Origin of the sequence: Nonomuraea sp. CA-218870 (assembly GCF_050936535.1) — a bacterium.
In the GTDB taxonomy this organism is placed as follows: Bacteria; Actinomycetota; Actinomycetes; order Streptosporangiales; family Streptosporangiaceae; genus Nonomuraea; species Nonomuraea corallina.
Genome location: NZ_JBNJMN010000001.1, coordinates 1905892 through 1923983 on the forward strand (window position 1 = coordinate 1905892; position 18092 = coordinate 1923983).

The 18092-nt window shown below is 73.5% G+C and carries 12 protein-coding genes; 8 read left to right on the top strand and 4 right to left on the bottom strand.

The features are described 5' to 3' along the window. Nucleotides 1-83: 83 nt before the first annotated feature. Nucleotides 84-995, top strand: a complete 912-nt coding sequence (locus ACQEUU_RS09465; protein ID WP_433063037.1) for a DUF3068 domain-containing protein — start codon at nt 84-86, stop codon at nt 993-995. A gap of 168 nt (nt 996-1163) precedes the next feature. Beyond that, a complete protein-coding gene (locus tag ACQEUU_RS09470) occupies nt 1164-2270 on the top strand; it encodes an NAD(P)H-dependent flavin oxidoreductase (protein ID WP_433063040.1) in 1107 nt (368 codons plus the stop codon). Here ACQEUU_RS09470 and ACQEUU_RS09475 read toward each other — a convergent pair. Then, nucleotides 2267-3076: a crotonase/enoyl-CoA hydratase family protein gene (locus ACQEUU_RS09475; RefSeq protein ID WP_433063042.1), complete on the bottom strand. Its 810-nt coding sequence runs from the start codon at nt 3074-3076 to the stop codon at nt 2267-2269. The genes ACQEUU_RS09470 and ACQEUU_RS09475 overlap by 4 nt on opposite strands. Nucleotides 3077-3199: 123 nt before the next feature. Between ACQEUU_RS09475 and ACQEUU_RS09480 the strand changes: the two genes are divergently transcribed. Genes ACQEUU_RS09480 through ACQEUU_RS09500 form a run of 5 tightly spaced genes read left to right on the top strand, consistent with a single transcriptional unit; the run spans nt 3200 to nt 9414 of the window. After that, entirely contained in the window at nt 3200-4744 is a 1545-nt protein-coding gene (locus ACQEUU_RS09480; RefSeq protein ID WP_433063044.1) for an acyl-CoA synthetase, read from the top strand. 18 nt (nt 4745-4762) lie between these two features. After that, nucleotides 4763-5656 carry a Zn-ribbon domain-containing OB-fold protein gene (locus tag ACQEUU_RS09485; RefSeq protein ID WP_433063046.1) on the top strand — a complete coding sequence of 298 codons (894 nt, stop codon included), beginning with the start codon at nt 4763-4765 and terminating at the stop codon, nt 5654-5656. Continuing rightward, nucleotides 5657-6676: a thiolase domain-containing protein gene (locus tag ACQEUU_RS09490; RefSeq protein WP_433063048.1), complete on the top strand. Its 1020-nt coding sequence runs from the start codon at nt 5657-5659 to the stop codon at nt 6674-6676. After that, complete coding sequence (locus ACQEUU_RS09495; protein WP_433063051.1) at nt 6677-7825, top strand: thiolase domain-containing protein; 1149 nt, start codon at nt 6677-6679, stop codon at nt 7823-7825. Beyond that, nucleotides 7825-9414, top strand: a complete 1590-nt coding sequence (locus ACQEUU_RS09500; RefSeq protein WP_433063054.1) for an acyl-CoA synthetase — start codon at nt 7825-7827, stop codon at nt 9412-9414. The genes ACQEUU_RS09495 and ACQEUU_RS09500 overlap by 1 nt, the downstream gene beginning before the upstream one ends. 1 nt (nt 9415) lies before the next feature. Here ACQEUU_RS09500 and ACQEUU_RS09505 read toward each other — a convergent pair whose 3' ends face one another. Continuing rightward, nucleotides 9416-10756 (bottom strand): FAD-binding oxidoreductase, encoded by a 1341-nt coding sequence (locus ACQEUU_RS09505; protein ID WP_433063057.1) that lies wholly within the window; start codon nt 10754-10756, stop codon nt 9416-9418. A gap of 194 nt (nt 10757-10950) precedes the next feature. Here ACQEUU_RS09505 and ACQEUU_RS09510 point away from each other — a divergent pair, with 194 nt between their 5' ends. Further along, on the top strand, nt 10951-11874 hold the full coding sequence (locus ACQEUU_RS09510; RefSeq protein WP_433063059.1) for an RNA polymerase sigma-70 factor: 924 nt from the start codon (nt 10951-10953) through the stop codon (nt 11872-11874). 7 nt (nt 11875-11881) lie between these two features. On the opposite strand, the gene ACQEUU_RS09515 is transcribed toward ACQEUU_RS09510, so the two are convergent. After that, nucleotides 11882-17353 carry a hypothetical protein gene (locus ACQEUU_RS09515; protein ID WP_433063062.1) on the bottom strand — a complete coding sequence of 1824 codons (5472 nt, stop codon included), beginning with the start codon at nt 17351-17353 and terminating at the stop codon, nt 11882-11884. Nucleotides 17354-17463: 110 nt separating this feature from the next. Continuing rightward, entirely contained in the window at nt 17464-18090 is a 627-nt protein-coding gene (locus ACQEUU_RS09520; protein WP_433063065.1) for a LysE family translocator, read from the bottom strand. Between the last annotated feature and the right edge of the window lie 2 nt (nt 18091-18092).

Genomic DNA, 18092 nt, shown 5'->3' on the forward strand with positions numbered 1-18092 from the left:
GTGACGTCGATCACTCATTGTCATACTTTGATGCAGGTCACATGAAACAGACGACAACACGTTCTAATTTTGCGGAGGTCTCGATGGGTCGTATTTCAACGCTCGTCCTCATCGGGCTCGGCGCGTTTTTCATCGCGCTCGCCCCGCTGCTGAAGTTCTGGGCGGCCGGGCAGCTCATCTCCGCGCCCGCGAACCAGTTCGGCATCTCCCACCTGGAGGCGAAGGGCGCGCAGTACTTCTCGCGCCAGGACCTCAAGGTCCTCAACGCCGACCTCGAGATCATCGTCACCACCCGCGGAGACGTGAAGGACGCCACCGGCGACCGCGTCGTCTGGGACGAGGCCACGGTGGTCAACGACGTGACCAACAGCCGCAGGTCGGTCGACATCTCCGACCGGCGCAGCGCCTTCGACAAGTACTCCGGCGTGGCCGTGAACTGCTGCGGGGTGAACGTCGCCAAGGCCCCGGTCACCCTGGAGGGCCAGATCTACAAGTGGCCGTTCGACGTGGAGAAGAAGACGTACAAGGTCTTCAACTCCACCGCCAGGGCGGCCTTCGACGCCAGGTTCGTGCGGGAGGAGAAGGTCAACGGCCTGAACGCGTACGTGTTCGAGCAGGTCGTGCCGCCGACCAAGACCTCCACGCAGACGATCCCCGCCAACATCGTCGGCATCACCGACGTGACCGGTGACGTGCAGATCGACCGCTGGTACGACGGCAAGACCACCTACTGGGTCGAGCCCGTCACCGGCTCCCCGGTCAAGCAGGAGGTGCAGCGGCACGAGGTGCTGAAGACGCAGGACGGCGTGGAGCGCGCCGCGGCCTTCGTCGCCACCGCCAAGATGACCGACCAGACGGTGAACCAGCTGGTCGACAACGCCGAGTCCGCCAAGAGCCAGATCAACCTGCTGCGCAACACCATCCCGCTGGTGCTGCTCATCGTGGGCGTCGCGCTGATCCTGGCCGGCGTGGTGATGGGACGCCGCCGCGTCTGACCCCGCTTTTCCCGAAGGGCCCGCCGTGTGCGGGCCCTTTTCTTTTCCCGGGACCGTGACAACTGCGATTTGAAACGTGTTCTAGTCGTATGTTACTCGCCAGTACGAGCGAAAGGTCTTGTAGTAGAACACGTTGCAGTTCGCTGTTCGCGGCCGTATCGTCGGGACATGCGGACCCGTGTGACGGACCTGTTCGGCATCGACCTCCCGATCTTCGCGTTCAGCCACTGCCGCGACGTGGTGGCCGCCGTCAGCAAAGCAGGCGGCATGGGCGTCCTGGGCGCCCTCTACTTCACCCCGGAAGAGCTCGAACAGGAGCTCGCCTGGATAGACGACCACGTGGACGGCAAGCCCTACGGGGTGGACGTCGTCATGCCGGCCTCCTACGAGGGCGCCGACTTCCCGGCGGAGGACCTCGTCGGCCGCCTCCAGGCGATGATCCCCGACGGGCACCGGCAGTTCGTCGAGAACCTGCTCGCCGCGCACGGCGTGCCGCCCCTGTCGCAGGACGCCGACGCCGGCCGGGTGCTGCTCGGCTGGACGGACGCCACCGCCAGGCCGCAGGTCGAGGTCGCGCTCCGGCACCCGATCGCGCTGCTGGCCAACGCCCTCGGGCCGCCGCCCGCCGACGTCGTCGAGCAGGCGCACGCGCACGGCGTGCTGGTCGCCGCACTCGCCTCCACCCCGCGCCACGCGCTCAAGCAGGTCGAGGTGGGCGTGGACGTCGTGGTGGCGCAGGGCACCGAGGCCGGCGGCCACACCGGCGAGATCTCCACCATGGTGCTCATCCCGCAGGTGGTGGACGCCGTGGACGTGCCGGTGCTGGCGGCGGGCGGCATCGGCAACGGCCGTCAGATGGCGGCGGGCCTGGCGCTGGGCGCCGAGGGCGTCTGGACCGGCTCGCTCTGGCTGACGGTCGAGGAGGCCGACACCCCCGAGATGGCCAGGCAGCGCATCCTCGCCGCCACCTCCCGCGACACGGTCCGCTCCCGCAGCTGGACGGGCAAGCCCGCCCGGCTGCTCAAGAACGAGTGGACCGACGCCTGGGAGTCGGCCGAGTCGCCCGGCACCCTGCCGATGCCGCTGCAGTTCATGCTGGTGTCGGACGCGCTGCGGCGCATCGGCCGCTCCGACGCAGCCGAGCTGTCCACGTTCCCGGCGGGTCAGATCATCGGCGTCACCAACCAGGTCCGCTCCACCAAGGACGTCGTCTACTCCCTGGTGGAGGAGTTCGCCGAGGCCCTCGAACGCCTGGACCGCATCACCCGCGACTAGCGGCCCCGGTAGGCCGGGGGGCGCTTCTCGCGGAAGGCGCGGGCGCCCTCCTCGGCGTCCTGCGATCCGATGACCGGCCAGCCCAGCTCGTCCGACACCTTGAGCGCCTCCGCCTCCGGGAGGCCCTCGGTGTCGCGGTAGGTGCGCAGGATCGCCTGGACCGCCAGCGGCCCGGCCGCCGCCACGTCGGCGGCCAGCTCGCGGGCGGCGGCGAGCGCCTGGCCGTCGGGGACGACCCGGTTGACCAGGCCCATCGTCAGCGCCTCCGCGGCGGTGACGGCCCGGCCCGTGAGCAGGAGGTCCATCGCGTGGCAGTACGGGATCTGGCGCGGCAGGCGGACGGCGGAGCCGCCCATCGGGAACAGCCCGCGCCTGGCCTCGAACAGGCCCAGCGTGGCCGACTCCGCCACCACCCGCAGGTCGGTGCCGACCAGCAGCTCGGTGCCGCCCGCCACCGCGTAACCCTCGACGGCGCTGATGACCGGCTTGGCGGGCCGGTCCTCGCGGAGCAGGCCCTTCCAGTGGTAGTTCGTGATCCGCTCGGCGCGGGCCGCGATCTCGGGGTCCGACGAGGGCGCGGACATCGCCTTGAGGTCGGCGCCGGAGCAGAACGTGCCCTCGGCGCCCGTCAGGATCGCCACCCGGACCTCCGGCTCGGCCGAGACGTACGCCCAGGCGCTCGCCAGACCGACGAGCATGTCGAGGGAGAGCGCGTTGCGGGCCTCGGGACGGTCCATGGTGACGATCACCACGTGGTGGTCACGTTCCACGCGGCAGTGGGGGGTGCTGATCGGCAGAAGCTCCACTCACTCCTCCTGAAATCAAGCGCTTGCTCACACCATAGCCGCGGGTTACGCTGCCCGAAAGAAATGAGAACCTGTTCTTATTTCGCCTGGCTCGGGGCCTCGAACACCTGGTGAGGAGTACCGATGGGCACGCTCGGCTTCTGGCGGCTGGCGCAGGCGGACCCCGGCTGGATCGCGGCCGTGGACCCCGACGGCACCGAGCACCGGGCAGGCGACCTCCTCGCCCGGGCCAACCGGCTCGTCCACGGGCTGCGCGCGCTCGGGCTGCGGGCCGGCGACGGCTTATGCGGGCTGGTGCCCAACGGCTCCGACGGGCTCGCGCTCTATCTGGCGGCCCTCCAGGCCGGCTGGTACTACACGCCGATCAACTGGCACCTGACCGGGCCGGAGATCGCGTACATCCTGGCCGACAGCGAGGCCAGGGCGTTCGTCGCGCACCCCAGGTACGTGACCGAGGCGGTGCGGGCGGCGGACGCCGTCGCCCCCGAGCGGCGCTTCGCCGTGGCGGACCTGCCCGGGTTCCGGCCGCTGGACGAGCTGACCGCCGATCAGCCGGACACCCTGCCCGACGACCGGACCGCGGGCGCCACCATGCACTACACCTCAGGCACCACCGGCCGGCCCAAGGGCGTGCGCCGCCCGCTGGGCGGGCTCGACCCCGACGACGGGGCCGAGCTGATGACGTTCCTGCTCGCCCTGTTCGGCATCACCCCGGGACAGCCCAACGCCCATCTGGTCACCTCGCCCAGCTACCACACCGCCGTCAGCCAGTTCGGCGGCACGGCCCTGCACCTGGGGCACACCGTCGTCTACATGGACCGGTGGGACGCCGAGGAGATGCTCCGGCTCTGCGAGCGTCACCGGATCACCAGCTCCCACCTGGTGCCCACCCACTTCAAGCGCCTGCTCGCCCTGCCCGAGGAGACCCGGCACGCCTACGACCTGTCCTCGCTGCGGTGGATGATCCACGCCGCCGCGCCCTGTCCCGTACCGGTCAAGCAGGAGATGCTCCGATGGTGGGGCGACGTGGTCTACGAGTACTACGCGGCCACCGAGGGCGGCGGCACCCTGGCCACGCCCCAGGACTGGAAGGCGCGCCCCGGCACGGTCGGCAGTGCCTGGCCCATCACCGAGCTGCTCATCGCCGACGAGGCCGGCGAGCCGGTGCCCGCCGGCACCCCCGGCACGATCTACATGAAGATGCTGGGCGCCTCCTTCGAGTACAAGGGAGACCCGGCCAAGACCGAGGAGAACCGGCTCAAGGACTTCTTCACCGTCGGCGACATCGGCTATCTGGACGAGGACGGCTTCCTGTTCCTGTGCGACCGCAAGGCCGACATGATCATCTCCGGCGGGGCGAACATCTACCCGGCCGAGATCGAGAACGAGATCATGGTCCACCCGAAGGTCGCCGACGTCGCCGTGTTCGGCATCCCCGACGACGAGTGGGGCGAGCAGATCAAGGCCGTCGTCGAGCCCGCCCCCGGCGCCGAACCGGGCCCGGAGCTGGCCGCGGAGATCCTCGGCTCGCTGGAGGGCCGCCTGGCCAGGATGAAGTGGCCGAAGACCGTCGACTTCATCGCCGAGATGCCCCGCGAACCCAACGGCAAGCTGCTCAAACGCAAGCTGCGCGCCCCGTACTGGGAGGGCCGCGACCGCGCCATCTGACGACCCCCAGGAGGGTGCATGTCCGATCCGCTGACCGCGGAGCACGTGCTGGAGTTCCCCGGCGGCTACACCCGATCGACCGGGCCGGTGATCGGCCGGTTCCTCACCGAGCTGCGCGCCGGGCGGATCGTCGGGGCGCGCACCGCCGAGGGGCGGGTGCTCGTCCCCCCGCTGGAGTACGACCCCGCCACCGGCGACCCGGTGACCGGCGACTACGTCGAGGTCGGCCCGGCCGGGACCGTCACCTCCTGCGCGTGGGTGGCCGAGCCGCGGCCGGAGCACCCGCTGGACCGCCCCTTCGCCTGGGCGCTGATCAAGCTGGACGGCGCCGACACCGCGCTCGTGCACGCCGTGGACGCGGGCAACCCCAAGGCGGTCCGGCCCGGCACCCGCGTGTGGCCGGTCTGGCGCGCCGAACGCCGCGGCCACATCACCGACCTGTCCTGCTTCGCCCCCGAGGTCACCACCATCGTCTCGCCGGTCCGCCTGCCGTACACGCTCAGGGCCGGCGGCGCGCTCGGGGTGTTCCTGGAAGGGGTCAGGCGCGGCGTCCTCATCGGCGGGCGGTGCGCGAGCTGCGGCAAGGTGTACGTCCCGTACCGGCTGTCCTGCCCGCAGTGCGGGGTCACGATCGGCGAGCGGGTCGAACTGCCCGACACCGGGACGGTCACCACCTTCGCGATCAACAACCTGCCCGACCCGCGGGCCCCCGAGGTGCCCTTCGTCTCCGCGTACGTGCTCCTCGACGGCGCCGACGTGCCCCTGATCGCGCTCGTCGGCGGGATCCCCGCGCACGAGGTGCGACAGGGGATGCGGGTCAGGGCCGAGTGGGTGCCCGAGAGCGAGCGGACCGCGTCCATGGCGAACATCCGGTGGTTCGCGCCCACCGGCGAACTCGATGTGGAGCTGTGAATGAAACAGGTCGCGATCGTCGCCTTCGCCCAGACGCGGCACACCGGTCATGACACCGGCCTGTCCGAGCCCGAGCTGATCCTGCCCGTCATCGAGGAGGTGAAGGCGCGGACCGGGCTGAGCAGGTTCGGCTTCACCTGCTCCGGCAGCTGCGACTACCTGGCGGGGGCGCCGTTCTCGTTCGTCTCCGCGCTGGACGCGATCGGCGCGTGGCCGCCGATCTCGGAGAGCCACGTGGAGATGGACGGGGCCTGGGCCCTGTACGAGGCGTGGGTGCGGCTCCAGCACGGCGACGTGGACACCGCCCTGGTGTACGGGTTCGGCAAGTCCTCCCAGGGCGACCTGCGGTCGATCATGACGTTGCAGCTCGACCCGTACTATCTCGCGCCGCTCGGCCTGGACCAGCTCTCCTACGCGGCGCTGCAGGCGGCCGCGCTCGGCGCCGGCCGGGACGAGCTGGACGCGATCGCGCGCCGCAGCCGCGCCGACGGCAGGCGCAACCCGTACGCGCTGGACCTGCCGGACGACCTGCCCGGCGGGTCCCCGGTGGAGCCGCTCAAGGAGTCGGACGTCGCGCCCGTCACCGACGGGGCGGCGGCCGTGGTGCTGGCCGCCGGCGACCGGGCCCGCGACCTGTGCGCCAACCCCGCCTGGATCGCCGGCATCGCCCACCGCATCGAACCGCACTACCTCGGCCTGCGCGACCTCGCCCGGTCGCCGTCGACGGCCGACGCCGGACGCGCGGCCGGGGTCGGCAAGGGCCCGGTCGAGGTGGCCGAGCTGCACGCCCAGTTCACGCACGAGGAGCCGATCCTGCGCCGGGCGCTGGACCTGCCGGACGGCACGGTGATCAACCCGTCCGGCGGCCCGCTGGCGGCCAACCCCGTGATGGCCACCGGCCTGATCCGCATCGGGGAGGCCGCCCGCCGCATCCACGACGGCGCCGCCCGCCGCACCGTCGGCCACGCGACGAGCGGCCCCTGCCTGCAGCACAACCTCGTCACCGTCCTGGAGGCATGAATGGCCGAGCGCTGCGCCGTGATCGGCGTCGGGCAGACGCACTACACGACCAAGCGCAGGGACGTGTCGATCGCCGGGCTGGTGCGCGAGGCGGCGCTGCGGGCCCTGGAGGACGCCGGGCTCACGTTCCAGGACGTCGACGCGGTCGTCATCGGCAAGGCGCCCGACCTGTTCGAAGGCGTCATGATGCCCGAGGCGTACCTCGCCGACGCCCTCGGCGCCGCCGGCAAGCCGATGATGCGCGTGCACACCGCGGGCAGCGTCGGCGGCTCCACCGCCCTCGTCGGGGCCGGCCTGATCCAGTCGGGCGTGCACGAGCGGGTGCTGGTCGTCGCCTTCGAGAAACAGTCGGAGTCCAACGCCACCTGGGCCCTGTCCACCCACCTGCCGTTCAGCTCGTCGCTGGTCGTCGGCGCCGGCGGCTACTTCGCCCCGCACATCAGGGAGTACCTGCGCAGGAGCGGCGCCCCCGGCCACATCGGCGTGCTCGTCGCCGTCAAGGACCGGCTCAACGCGCTCAAGAACCCCTACGCCCACCTGCGCATCCCCGGCATCGACCGGGCGATGGTCGAGTCCACGCCCATGCTCTGGGAACCGATCCGCTACCTGGAGACCTGCCCGTCCAGCGACGGCGCCTGCGCGATCGTGCTGTCCTCCGAGCGGGCCGCCACCGGGACCCCCGCCTGGGTGCACGGCGCCGCCATGCGCTCCGAGCCGATCTTCCGCGCCGGCCGCGACACCGTGAGCCCGCAGGCCGGCAAGGACTGCGCCGCCGACGTCTACCGGCAGGCCGGCGTCACCGACCCGCGCCGCCAGTTCGACGTGGCCGAGGTGTACGTGCCGTTCTCCTGGTACGAGCCGATGTGGCTGGAGAATCTCGGCTTCGCCGCCGAGGGCGAGGGCTGGAAGGTCACCGAGTCCGGCGCCACCGCCCTCGACGGGGACATCCCGTGGAACCCCTCCGGCGGGGTGCTGTCCAGCAACCCCATCGGGGCGTCCGGGCTGATCAGGTTCGCCGAGGCCGCACTCCAGGTGCGCGGCGCGGCGGGCGACCACCAGGTGGACGGGGCCCGCCTGGCCCTCGGTCACGCGTACGGGGGAGGAGCGCAGTTCTTCGCCATGTGGATCGTCGGACGGGAGAAGCCCTGATGGAGTTCAACCACGCTGACTTGTTCGAAGGGCTCGCGGACGCGATCGGGGAAAGGACCGCCGTGGTCTGCGGCGCCGACCGCCGCACCTACGCCGAACTGGACGCCGAGGCCAACCGGCTCGCCCACCACCTGCGCTCCCGCGGGATCGGGCCGGGCGACCACGTGGGCATCCACCTGTACAACGGGGTCGAGTACGTCGCCGGCCTGCTGGCCGCGCTCAAGCTCCGCGCCGTCCCGGTCAACGTCAACTACCGGTACGTGGCGGCCGAGCTGCTCTACCTCTACCGCGACTCCGACATCCGGGCGCTGCTGTACGACGCCGAGTTCGAGCCCCGGGTGGCCGCCGTCGCCGGGCAGGCCCCCGAGCTGCGCCACCTCATCACCGTCAACGGGCAGCCGGGCATCCCCGGCGCGGTCCCGTACGAGCAGGCCCTGCGGGACGGCGACCCGGGGCGCGGGTTCGGGCCGCGCTCCGGCCAGGACCTCTACATCATCTATACCGGCGGCACCACCGGCATGCCCAAGGGCGCGATGTGGCACGTCGAGGACCTGTTCATGGCCTTCGGCGGCGGCAACCCGACCGGTGACCCGCGCGCCACCCCGCAGGAGGTCGTCGACGAGGCCGTCAAGGCCGGCCCGCTGACGATGATGGCCGCCGCGCCGCTCATGCACGGCGCCGCCCAGATGGGCACCTTCATCGCCTTCTGGCTGGGCGCGACCATGGTGTACGTCCGTGCCTTCGACGCCGACGAGGTGTGGCGGGCCGTCGAACGGGAGCGGGTGCTCAGCCTCAACATCACCGGCGACGCCATGGCCAGGCCCCTCGCCGAGGCGCTGGAGAACGGCTCCTACGACGTGTCGTCGCTGTTCGTGCTCAGCTCGACCGGCGCCATCCTCAGCGGCACCGTACGCGACCGGCTGCGGGAACTCCTGCCCCAGGTGCTGATCCGCGACAGCTTCGGCTCCACCGAGGCCGGGTACACGGCCGACGGCGTCGACGGGGCCCGGCCCGAGACCGGCCTGCGCTACCGGCCCACCCCGCACGCCCAGCTGGTCGTGCTCGACGACCGGCTGCACCCCGTCCGGCCCGGCTCCGGCGACCTCGGCACCGTCGCCAAGGCCGGCCGCATCGCCTTCGGCTACTACAACGACCCCGACAAGACCGCCCGCACCTTCGTCACCACCGAGAACGGCACCCGCTGGCTGCTCACCGGCGACCTCGCCACCGTCGAGGAAGACGGCACGATCACCGTGTACGGACGCGGCTCGCAGTGCATCAACACCGGCGGCGAGAAGGTGTTCCCCGAGGAGGTGGAGGCGGTGCTCAAGGGGCACCCGGCCGTGTTCGACGCGGTCGTCACCGGGGTGCCCGACGAGCGGTGGGGCAGCCGGGTGGCCGCCGTGGTCGAGCCGCGTCCCGGCCTGCCCGTCACGGGCGACCAGCTCGACGCCCACTGCCGGGAGCAGCTGTCGGGATACAAGGTGCCCCGCTCGTACGCGTTCGTGGACCGCGTCGAACGCTCACCGGCCGGCAAGGCGGACTACCGATGGGCCAGGGAGACCGTACTGGCCGCCCGGGAGCGGTGACCTATCGGGGCCGGATGTTGTGGTTGCGGGCGAACAGGTTGCCGGGGTCGTACCGGCGCTTGACCGCGGCGAGCCGCTCCCGGGTCCGCGCGGGATAGATGGCGGCCACGTCCTCATCGGCGGCGGAAGAGAGGAAGCCGGCGTAGGCGCCGTCGACGTGCGGCGCGAGTCTCGCCCAGATCGCGTCCAGGGCGGGACCTGCGGCCTCGACGACCGGCTGCGGACCCACGACGACGGTCGCGACCATCAACTCAGCCTGGCGATGGGCGTAGGCGGTGGCGTCGGCGGGCACCCGGGACACGGCGCCGCCGACGCCGCGGACCCAGATGAAGGGCGCCCCGTCCGACGTCCCGGCCTCGGCGAGGATTGCGAGGACGGCGGGTACCGACTTCCGTTCGGTGAACGCGCTCCGGGTGACCAGCCGGACGCCCGGCGGCGGGGTGACGCCGTCCACGAGTGTGGCCGCGTAGGGCATCGGCGCGACGTCGTCGGAGATGACCGTGCCGAGGCGGCGGATCGGGTCGATCGCGGCCGCGGCGGGCTCCGGGTCCGCCCCGTCGAAGGCGACGACGATCTCGACGGGCGCGGCGGGCCCGCCCGCGAACGGGTTGGCGACCTCCGCGGCGGACGTGAGCTCCTCCGGCGCGGTGCGGAGGTGGTCCGCCCAGCCCCGGAGCACGGTGGCGGCCTCCGAGGCGGGGAAGGCGATCCTGCCGAAGTGGACGTCCGTCGTCGGGTGCGCGGCGAACTCGAAGGCGGTCACGATCCCGAAGTTCCCGCCACCGCCGCGGATCGCCCAGAACAGCTCCGGGTGCTCCCGCGCGTCGGCCCGCACGACCTCCCCGCCGGCGGTGACCACCTCCGCGGCGACCACGTTGTCCAGCGCCAGGCCGTGCTTCCTGACCTTCCAGCCGATGCCGCCGGCCAGCGTCAGCCCGCCGACGCCGACGCTCCTGGTGTCGCCCGAGGAGATGGCCAGGCCGTGCGGGGCCAGCGCCGTCGCGACCTGGCCCCAGGTGGCGCCGCCGCCGATCCGTACGAGGTGCCGTTCCTCGTCAACGACCTCCACGCTCGCGAGCAGGCCGAGGTCGATCACGATGCCGCCGTCGTTGGTGCCGAAGCCCGCGAAGGCGTGCCCGCCGCCCCGCACGGACAGCGGGAGCCCGGACCCGGCGGCGAACCTGACCCCGGCGCGCACGTCCTCGACGCTCTTGGGCCGCAAGATCCAGGCGGGGCTGCCCTGGGCCAGTACCGTGCCGCCGGCCGACGCGTACTCGGCCGACCCCGGTTCGATGACGTCGCCGCCGAAGTCACGGCGGAGAATCTCAAGCGCTGAACTCATGGCTTTCTTCCTCACGCTCCTCTGTCCGTGCCGGCCCGGAGGGGGCGGCATGCTGACGAGCAAGAGATCCCGGCCGGCCGGTCCCCGTGACAGCCCGTAGGTGTGACATACATCACAGGCGGCCGGTGTCACACGGCGGTGAGGGCCGGGATCGTATGCATGGCACGGGACACGAACAGGCGGGGAAACCGGCGATGAGCGAACGCGGCGAGCGACCGAAGGACACCACCGGATCACCCGCCCACGCCCACGGGACGGAAGCCACCGAGACGTTCCTCACCCACCGCAACCTCCTCTTCACGGTCGCCTACGAGATCCTGAGCTCGGCCGCCGACGCCGAGGACGTCCTCCAGGAGACCTGGCTGCGGTGGGCGGACGTCGACCTCGGCGCCGTGCGCGATCAGCGCGCCTACCTGGTCCGGATCACCACCCGGCAGGCGCTGAAACGGCTGCGCACGCTCGGCCGCCGCAGGGAGTCCTACGTCGGCCCGTGGCTGCCCGAGCCGCTGCTGACCGCTCCGGACGTGGCCGAGGACGTCGCGCTGGCCGACAGCGTCTCGACGGCGATGCTCCTGGTGCTGGAGACGCTCACCCCGACAGAGCGGGCGGTGTTCGTGCTGCGCGAGGTGTTCGATCTGGCTTACGACGAGATCGCCGAAGCCGTCGGCAAGAGCCCGGCCGCGGTCCGCCAGATCGCCCACCGGTCACGGGCCCACGTCGCCGCACGCCGGCCCCGAGGGGGCGTCTCCCCGGACGAGGCCCGCGGCGCGCTCACGGCGTTCCAGAACGCGATCGAGACGGGCGATCTGCAGCGCCTGCTCGACGTCCTCGCGCCGGACGTCGTCCTGCTGTCGGACGGCGGCGGACTCAGGAAGGCCGCACCGGCCCCCGTCGTCGGCGCGGACCAGGTGAGCCGGCTGCTGGGAAAGATCGGCCCCGCCGCGTCGCTGCGCCAGGCACAGGTCAACGGCCAGCCCGCGCTGATCGTCGAGGCCGGCGGCGTCATCGAGACCGTCATGACGATGCGCGTCGAAGACGGCCTCATCACCGGGCTCTACGCCGTGCGCAACCCCGAGAAACTGTCACGCATGGAACGGGAGACCGCCGTGAGCCGCTGAGCCCGGGTCAGCGGAGCTGGAACCAGCGCAGGTGGACGAGGTCGCGCCGGACCGACGCGACCTCACCCGCCCGGCCCGCGCGCTCGTTCAGCGCCAGCAGCGCACGGAGCACGTCACGGTGCATCTCCACGAGTTCCTCGTCGTCCTCACCACCCCGCCCGCTCGCATGCCCGCCATCACGCTCGCCGTGACGCCGGCCGTCGTGTCCGGCGTCGTGTCCCGTGTCGCGTTCGCCGAGCAGCTCGCGCAGCGTGCCGTCCGCCGCGCGCAGGGCCGCGTCGGCGGCCTCGTCACGGCCCAGCCGCAGCTCACACAGGCCGAGCCGGTAGTGCGCCAGCGCGCTCAGGTGGCCGTCCCTGATCACCCGCGTACCGCGGTGCAGCACCGCGCTCGCCTCCGGAGCGCGGCCCGCCGCCATCAGCGCCTCGCCCAGCATGAGCATGGCCCTGGCCAGATGGCCGGCCAGCACCGGATCACCCGGCGCGTACCGCTCCAGCGCCGCCACCGCCTCACGCAGCGGCGCCACCTGGTCCCCGTACCGCTCCTGCACCCCCAGCGCCGCCGCCAGCGACAGGTTGGCGCCCGCCCGGCCGGCGTGCACGCCCTGCGCCGCCATCCCCGCCGCGATCAGCTCGTCGTACAGCCTGACCGACTCCCGCGCCCGCGCCTCCGCGCGCGGCCCGTCGTCAAGCCGCAGCATGGTGAGCAGCTCCGCGCTCTGCGCCAGCGAGTCCGCGAGCACCGCCCGGTACGTCAGATCGCCGCCCGCCCGCCTGGCGTCCACGATCAGCTCCTCGACCAGCGGAGCCGCCTCGCCCAGCGCGCCCCGCATCAGGTGGCAGCGGACCAGCCGCTGCTTGGCCAGCGCGTGCCTGAGCCGCGCGGGCGGAGACGCCGCGTACCCGTCGACGGCCAACGCGGCGTACTCGACCGCTTCCTCGGCCCGGCCGTCCGCCAGCAGGTCGTCCACGATCGCCACCGCCACCTCGGCCGCCGCCAACCGCCGCGCGGGAGTACGGGGGAGCGTCCGATACCGGTCGACCGCCTTGACCAGATGGGCGAGCGCCTCCCGCCTCCTGCCCAGGCGGCGCAGCACCCGCCCGCGCACCTCGTCCGCCCTGGCCCGGGGCGCCGCCCGGCCCCCCGGCATCCGCTCCTGCTCGGCCACCGACCAGGCGACCGCCTCCAGCGCCGCCTGCGGCCGGTCCAGCGCGGCCAGCGCCGCCGCCAGCCCGGCGTACGCGGTGGCGGCGACGGCCGGCTCGTCGCACAGGTCGGCGGCCCGCTCCAGGTGGGCCAGCGCCTCCACCGGGCGGCGCGCGGCCAGCAGCGTGTCGCCGTAGAGCGTCAGCGTCCCGGCCAGCGTCGCCTGCTCCGGGGAGCCGGCCAGCAGGTCGGCGGCCCGCTCCAGGGTGGCGTGCACCGGGCGGGCCAGTTCGTGCTCGATCCTGGCGAGGACGGCGAACGCGACGCCGAGCCGCTCCCGGTACTCCCCGCGGGCGGTCGCCAGCCCCTGGAACACCCGCACCGCCGCCTCGGCAGCCGCCGCCTCCCCCGTGAGCATCGCGTACCGTTCCAGGCACTCGCCCAGCGTCTCGTGCAACCCGGGCGCGGCACTGACCGGCACCTCCCGCGTGAACACGTCGGCGAACGCGGCCAGCGGCCCCAGCAGGGCGGGCTCGCCAACGGGACCGTCGAGATGGCCGGCCAGATCGTCCAGCAGGGTCCGCAGCACGTCCTGGCGCGGCAACGGCCTGACCTCCAGCGCCCTGACCAGGAACGGCGTCCCGACGAGCAGCCGCCCGCGCGCCGTCGTCTCCTCCGGCGACGCCCCCATCGCCTCGTCGACCGCTCGTCCCGGCGGCGTCCTCGCCCGGCGGATCCATCCCGCGAGGTCCCGGAGCAGCCGAGCATCCTGCTCGCCCGCCCCTCCGAGCAGCCCGGCCGCCGTCTCGAACTGGGCCAGCCCGTCGGCGGCCCGCCCCAGCTCCACCAGGCACACCCCGAGGGACCGGCGGCACTCGGCGACCAGGCGACCGGCCCCTTCGCCGGGCCTTTCACCGAGCCCGTCACCGAGCCCGTCACCGGGCCCGTCACGGAGCCCGTCACGGAGCCCGTCACGGAGCCCGTCACCGAGCCCGTCACCGAGCCCGTCACCGAGTCCGTCCGCCACCCACACGGACTCCCGCAGCACGTCCAGCGCCGCCCCGGGCCTCCGGCGGGCCATCAGATACTCGCCCAGCTCCCGCAGCCGCTCCGCCAGCTCCCGCCGGTGCCGCCCGGGTTCCAGGACCACCAGCGCCCGCAGGTTCTCCACCGCCTCGCCGGCGGCCTCCATCGCGGCCTCCAGCTCCGCCCGCTCCCCACGCACCCGCGACACCAGCCCCGCCGCGGCGGCCAGCACCGTACGCAGGCCCGGCTCCTCCGCCGCGATCCCGCGCAGCCGCACGACCGCCTCCTCGGCGACGACCGTGGCGGCCTCCCCCCATCCCTGCCGCTCCAGGCGCGCCCCGAGCCGGTACAGCCGCCGGCACACCTCCTGATCCGTGACCGCCACGTCGCGCACGGCCCCGACCACCTCGACCGCCAACCTGGCCCCCAGCCCCGGCAACCGCCTTGCGTCCCGTTCGTCCAGCGGCCCCAGGGCCCCGCCGACGCCCGCGCACAGCCCAGGGGCGAAACCCGTCGACGAGTCCGGCGCAGCGGGAAAACCCACGGACCGGGACGGGGCCGGTGACGCGGACCGGGATGGGGACGGCGACGGAGACGAGAACGCGGACGGGGAAGAGGACCGGGGCGGGCCGGGCAGGGCGCCGAGGACCGTCTCCAGGTCCTCGGCCATCTCCGGGTCTCCACCCGCGGACCGGAACGCGGCCACCGCCTCCCGCAGCCGTCCCGTGCCCGCCAGCGCGCACGCCAGGTTGTACCGGGCCCGTTCGGCGTGCGGCGCGTACCGGGGGTCCTCCTCCGCCAGGATCCCGAACCGCGCCACCGCCTCCCGCGCGGGCCTCACCGCCGGCTCCGGCACCCCGGACAGCAACAGGCACGCCGCCTGGTTGAACAGCGCCTCCGCGTGGTTCTCCGCCTGCTCGTACGGGGGAGCGGCGGCGAAGAGCTCGGCCGCCTTGCCCGCCGCGGCGACCGCCTCGGGCAGCCTCCCCACCGCCGCCAGCCACGCCGACGACGTGGACAGCGCCGTGGCCAGGTCGGCGCGCTTCCCGTGGCGCAGCCGTTCCACCCGCATCTCGGCCAGCGTCACCTGGAGCGGCCGCACCCAGGGGTGCCGCGCCTGCCACGGCGGCAGGGCCGCCACCGCCCGCGCCACCTCCGGCTCACCCCGCAGGAGCCGCAGCACCGCGTCGATCCGGTCGAGCAACTGTTCACCCGGCCCCGAGGCGGCCTCGGTGAGCATCCGGTCCAGCCGGTGCGCGACCAGGGACCGCAGCGCGGCCCGTACCCGCCGCTGATCCGCACCCAGCCGCAGCACGTCCAGCATCCGCGCCAGATGCGCCGCCGTCCGCCCCGGATGATCGTGTACGGCGAGGACCAGCGCCTCCAGCCCCGCCGTCTCCTCAAGCAGTTGCCCCACCACCAGATCGGGCACGTCCACCGGAGACATCGGCCACGCCTCGGACGCCCCGCCGGGCCCGTCGGCAGGCGACGGCGTCCACGCTTCGAAAGCACCGCCGGACACGTCGGCACGGGACGGCGTCCACGTGCCGTGGGGCCGTTCGGCCTGTTCGTCGGGCGGCGCGAACAAACCGGTCACCCACGTGGCGATCCCGGCCGTGCGCTTCTCGTCCACCCCTGGTACGAGCGACAGCAGCACGCGCAGTTCCCCGGGCGACGCGGCGGTCAGCACGGCCGACGCCACCGCGGTCCCGGCCACCCCGGCGTCCGGCGCTTCCGGTGAGGCGGACCAGCGCTCCCGTTCCCGGGTGAGGAAGCGGTGGACCAGTTCGTCGCCCGGCCCGATCGCGTGGCCGCGCACCCGCAGGAGGGCCGCCAGGTGGACCCGCAGCGGGACCGCGTACAGGGGGTCGTCGAGCGGAAAGGGGCGGATCCGGTCGAGCGCGTCACCTGTGTCGGCGGGCCGGCCGGGGGCGGGCCGGGTGGCGTAGGCGCGGATGGCGGCGGCGGCGTGCTCGGCGCGTTCCGGCAGGGTCAGCGGGTGGTCCTCCAGCCGGATCGTCGTATGCACGAGCCGTTTGAGACGGCCGCCGGCGGCGGTGTCCAGCCGGCGCCACCAGCCGGTTGAGGGCGGGGCGACTCCCGCGGAGGCGCGGGCCACCAGCAGCAGGCGGACGCGCGGGTTGTGCCGGTGGTCGGCCAGGCGGCGGGCCAGTTCGGCGGCGAGCGTCGCCGACGGCTCCGGGAAGTCGAGCACCAGCAGGGTCGGCCGGAGCGCGTCGAGCCTGGCCGCCGGATCCGAGAGCGGCCCCATGAGGGACGGTCCCGCCACGCCGCCGGCGTCCCACCCGGCGGCGGACAGTTCCCGGCACAGCTCCACCGCCAGCCTGCTCTTCCCCGAGCCGCCCGGCCCGGTGATCAGCGCGATCGACAGCGGCTCCGGTCCGGCGGCCCACGTGCGCAGTGCCGCCAGCTCCGCTTTCCTGCCGACGAACGGCACCACCGTGTGCCGGGCCGCGGGCAACGACCAGTCCGGGCACCCTTCCGGCGGCTCCACCGAGGCGGGCTGCAGCAGGCCGGGCAGCAGGACGACCCGTTCGCTCCCGGACACGTCCTCCACCGGCGCCGCCGTGTCCTCCACCCAGGAGCGGAAGCCGTCGTCCAGCCAGAGCGCCTCGGCCGGCACGACGTCCGCATGTCCGTCCCCGTCCCAGGAGACGAGCACGCCGACGAGGTGCCCTGTGGGCTCCGCCAGCAGCGCCGCCCCCGCGAGGGAGCGGGGCGGCGAGCCGGTCAGCTCCACCGCCGGACGAACGGACCACGCCCCACCTCCGCCACTCACCACGGCCCTCACCGTCACGGTCCCGGCCGGTAAGCCGTGGTGGCCGTCAGCGACGCCCCCGACCGTCCCGGCCTCGGTCGGCAAGGCGCGCTCGTCGTCCGCGACCGCTCCGGCCGTCGCGGTCTCGGGTGGGATTCCCGTGCTGTGCGCGGCGCACCGGACCGCGTCGCCGGTCACCCGTCCCCACCGGACCGGCCCGACGGGGCCGGCCCACGGGGGAGACGGGCCGGGGCTCGTACGGGACTCCGGGGTGGAGACGCGGAGCAGGGTCGCGGCCAGGGAGCCGTGGCCGCGCCACACCGGTTCGGCCGCCGCCCGCGATCCGCCTCCGCGTACGTGACAGGGGGCGCCGGGGTCGACCAGGTGGGCCGAGGTCAGCACGAGGCCGGGGGCGACCACGTACCCGGTGCCCGCCACCCCGGCGAGACCGTCATCACCCGAGCAGACGTCGACGACGTGCTCGGAGGCGATCCGTCCGCAGGGGGAATCGCGTGGTGGCCCGTCCATGGCCGCCGCCTAGTCGCCGGGTCCTGGAATGCCCTGCCCGGCGCCCGGCCTCAGGAAGAATTCCGCCACCAGCTCACTATCCCACCCCGGCCACGAAATTTCCGGGCTTGTCAGGCCTTCTCTGCGGTGAGCCAGGCCGCCAGCCCCAAGTAGACCAGCCCGCTGCCGACGTCGATCCGCCGCCGGGCCCGCGCCGTGCGCCGCACGCGGGTGGCCAGCGCCGACGACAGCAGCGCGTACGCTCCGTCGGAGGCGATCCCGAGCACCATCCAGACCAGGCCGAGCACCAGCATCTGCGGCGCGATCGGCCCGGCCGCGGGGTCGGTGAAGTGCGGCAGGAACGCCAGGAAGAAGATCGCCGTCTTGGGGTTGAGCACGTTGACCACGGCCCCCTCCCAGAACGTCCGCCGCTTCGACCGCATCGGCGGCTCGGCCGCGTCCTCGTCGGCCGGCCGGGCCAGGAGTCTGCGGAGCCCGAGCCAGAGGAGGTAGGCGACGCCGGCGTACTTGACGATCGTGAAGGCGGTCGCCGAGGCGGCGAGGACGGCGCTGATGCCCAGGGCGGCGGCGACCACGTGGACCGCCGACCCGGCGTGCACGCCGAGCACCGAGACCAGCCCTGCGGCCCTGCCCTGGGCGACGCTGCGGGTGACGATGAACACCACCGCCGGCCCCGGCACGAGGAGGATCGCCAGGGTCGCCGCGGAGAAGAGGGCGAGCGTGGTCAGGTCGGGCATAC

What these genes read in the sequence shown, in the direction of transcription:
- ACQEUU_RS09465 (WP_433063037.1), top strand. Translation starts at nt 84, where the DNA reads ATGGGTCGTATTTCAACGCTCGTCCTCATCGGGCTCGGCGCGTTTTTC.
- ACQEUU_RS09470 (WP_433063040.1), top strand. Translation starts at nt 1,164, where the DNA reads ATGCGGACCCGTGTGACGGACCTGTTCGGCATCGACCTCCCGATCTTC.
- ACQEUU_RS09480 (WP_433063044.1), top strand. Translation starts at nt 3,200, where the DNA reads ATGGGCACGCTCGGCTTCTGGCGGCTGGCGCAGGCGGACCCCGGCTGG.
- ACQEUU_RS09485 (WP_433063046.1), top strand. Translation starts at nt 4,763, where the DNA reads ATGTCCGATCCGCTGACCGCGGAGCACGTGCTGGAGTTCCCCGGCGGC.
- ACQEUU_RS09490 (WP_433063048.1), top strand. Translation starts at nt 5,657, where the DNA reads ATGAAACAGGTCGCGATCGTCGCCTTCGCCCAGACGCGGCACACCGGT.
- ACQEUU_RS09495 (WP_433063051.1), top strand. Translation starts at nt 6,677, where the DNA reads ATGGCCGAGCGCTGCGCCGTGATCGGCGTCGGGCAGACGCACTACACG.
- ACQEUU_RS09500 (WP_433063054.1), top strand. Translation starts at nt 7,825, where the DNA reads ATGGAGTTCAACCACGCTGACTTGTTCGAAGGGCTCGCGGACGCGATC.
- ACQEUU_RS09505 (WP_433063057.1), bottom strand. Translation starts at nt 10,756, where the DNA reads ATGAGTTCAGCGCTTGAGATTCTCCGCCGTGACTTCGGCGGCGACGTC.
- ACQEUU_RS09510 (WP_433063059.1), top strand. Translation starts at nt 10,951, where the DNA reads ATGAGCGAACGCGGCGAGCGACCGAAGGACACCACCGGATCACCCGCC.
- ACQEUU_RS09515 (WP_433063062.1), bottom strand. Translation starts at nt 17,353, where the DNA reads ATGGACGGGCCACCACGCGATTCCCCCTGCGGACGGATCGCCTCCGAG.
- ACQEUU_RS09520 (WP_433063065.1), bottom strand. Translation starts at nt 18,090, where the DNA reads ATGCCCGACCTGACCACGCTCGCCCTCTTCTCCGCGGCGACCCTGGCG.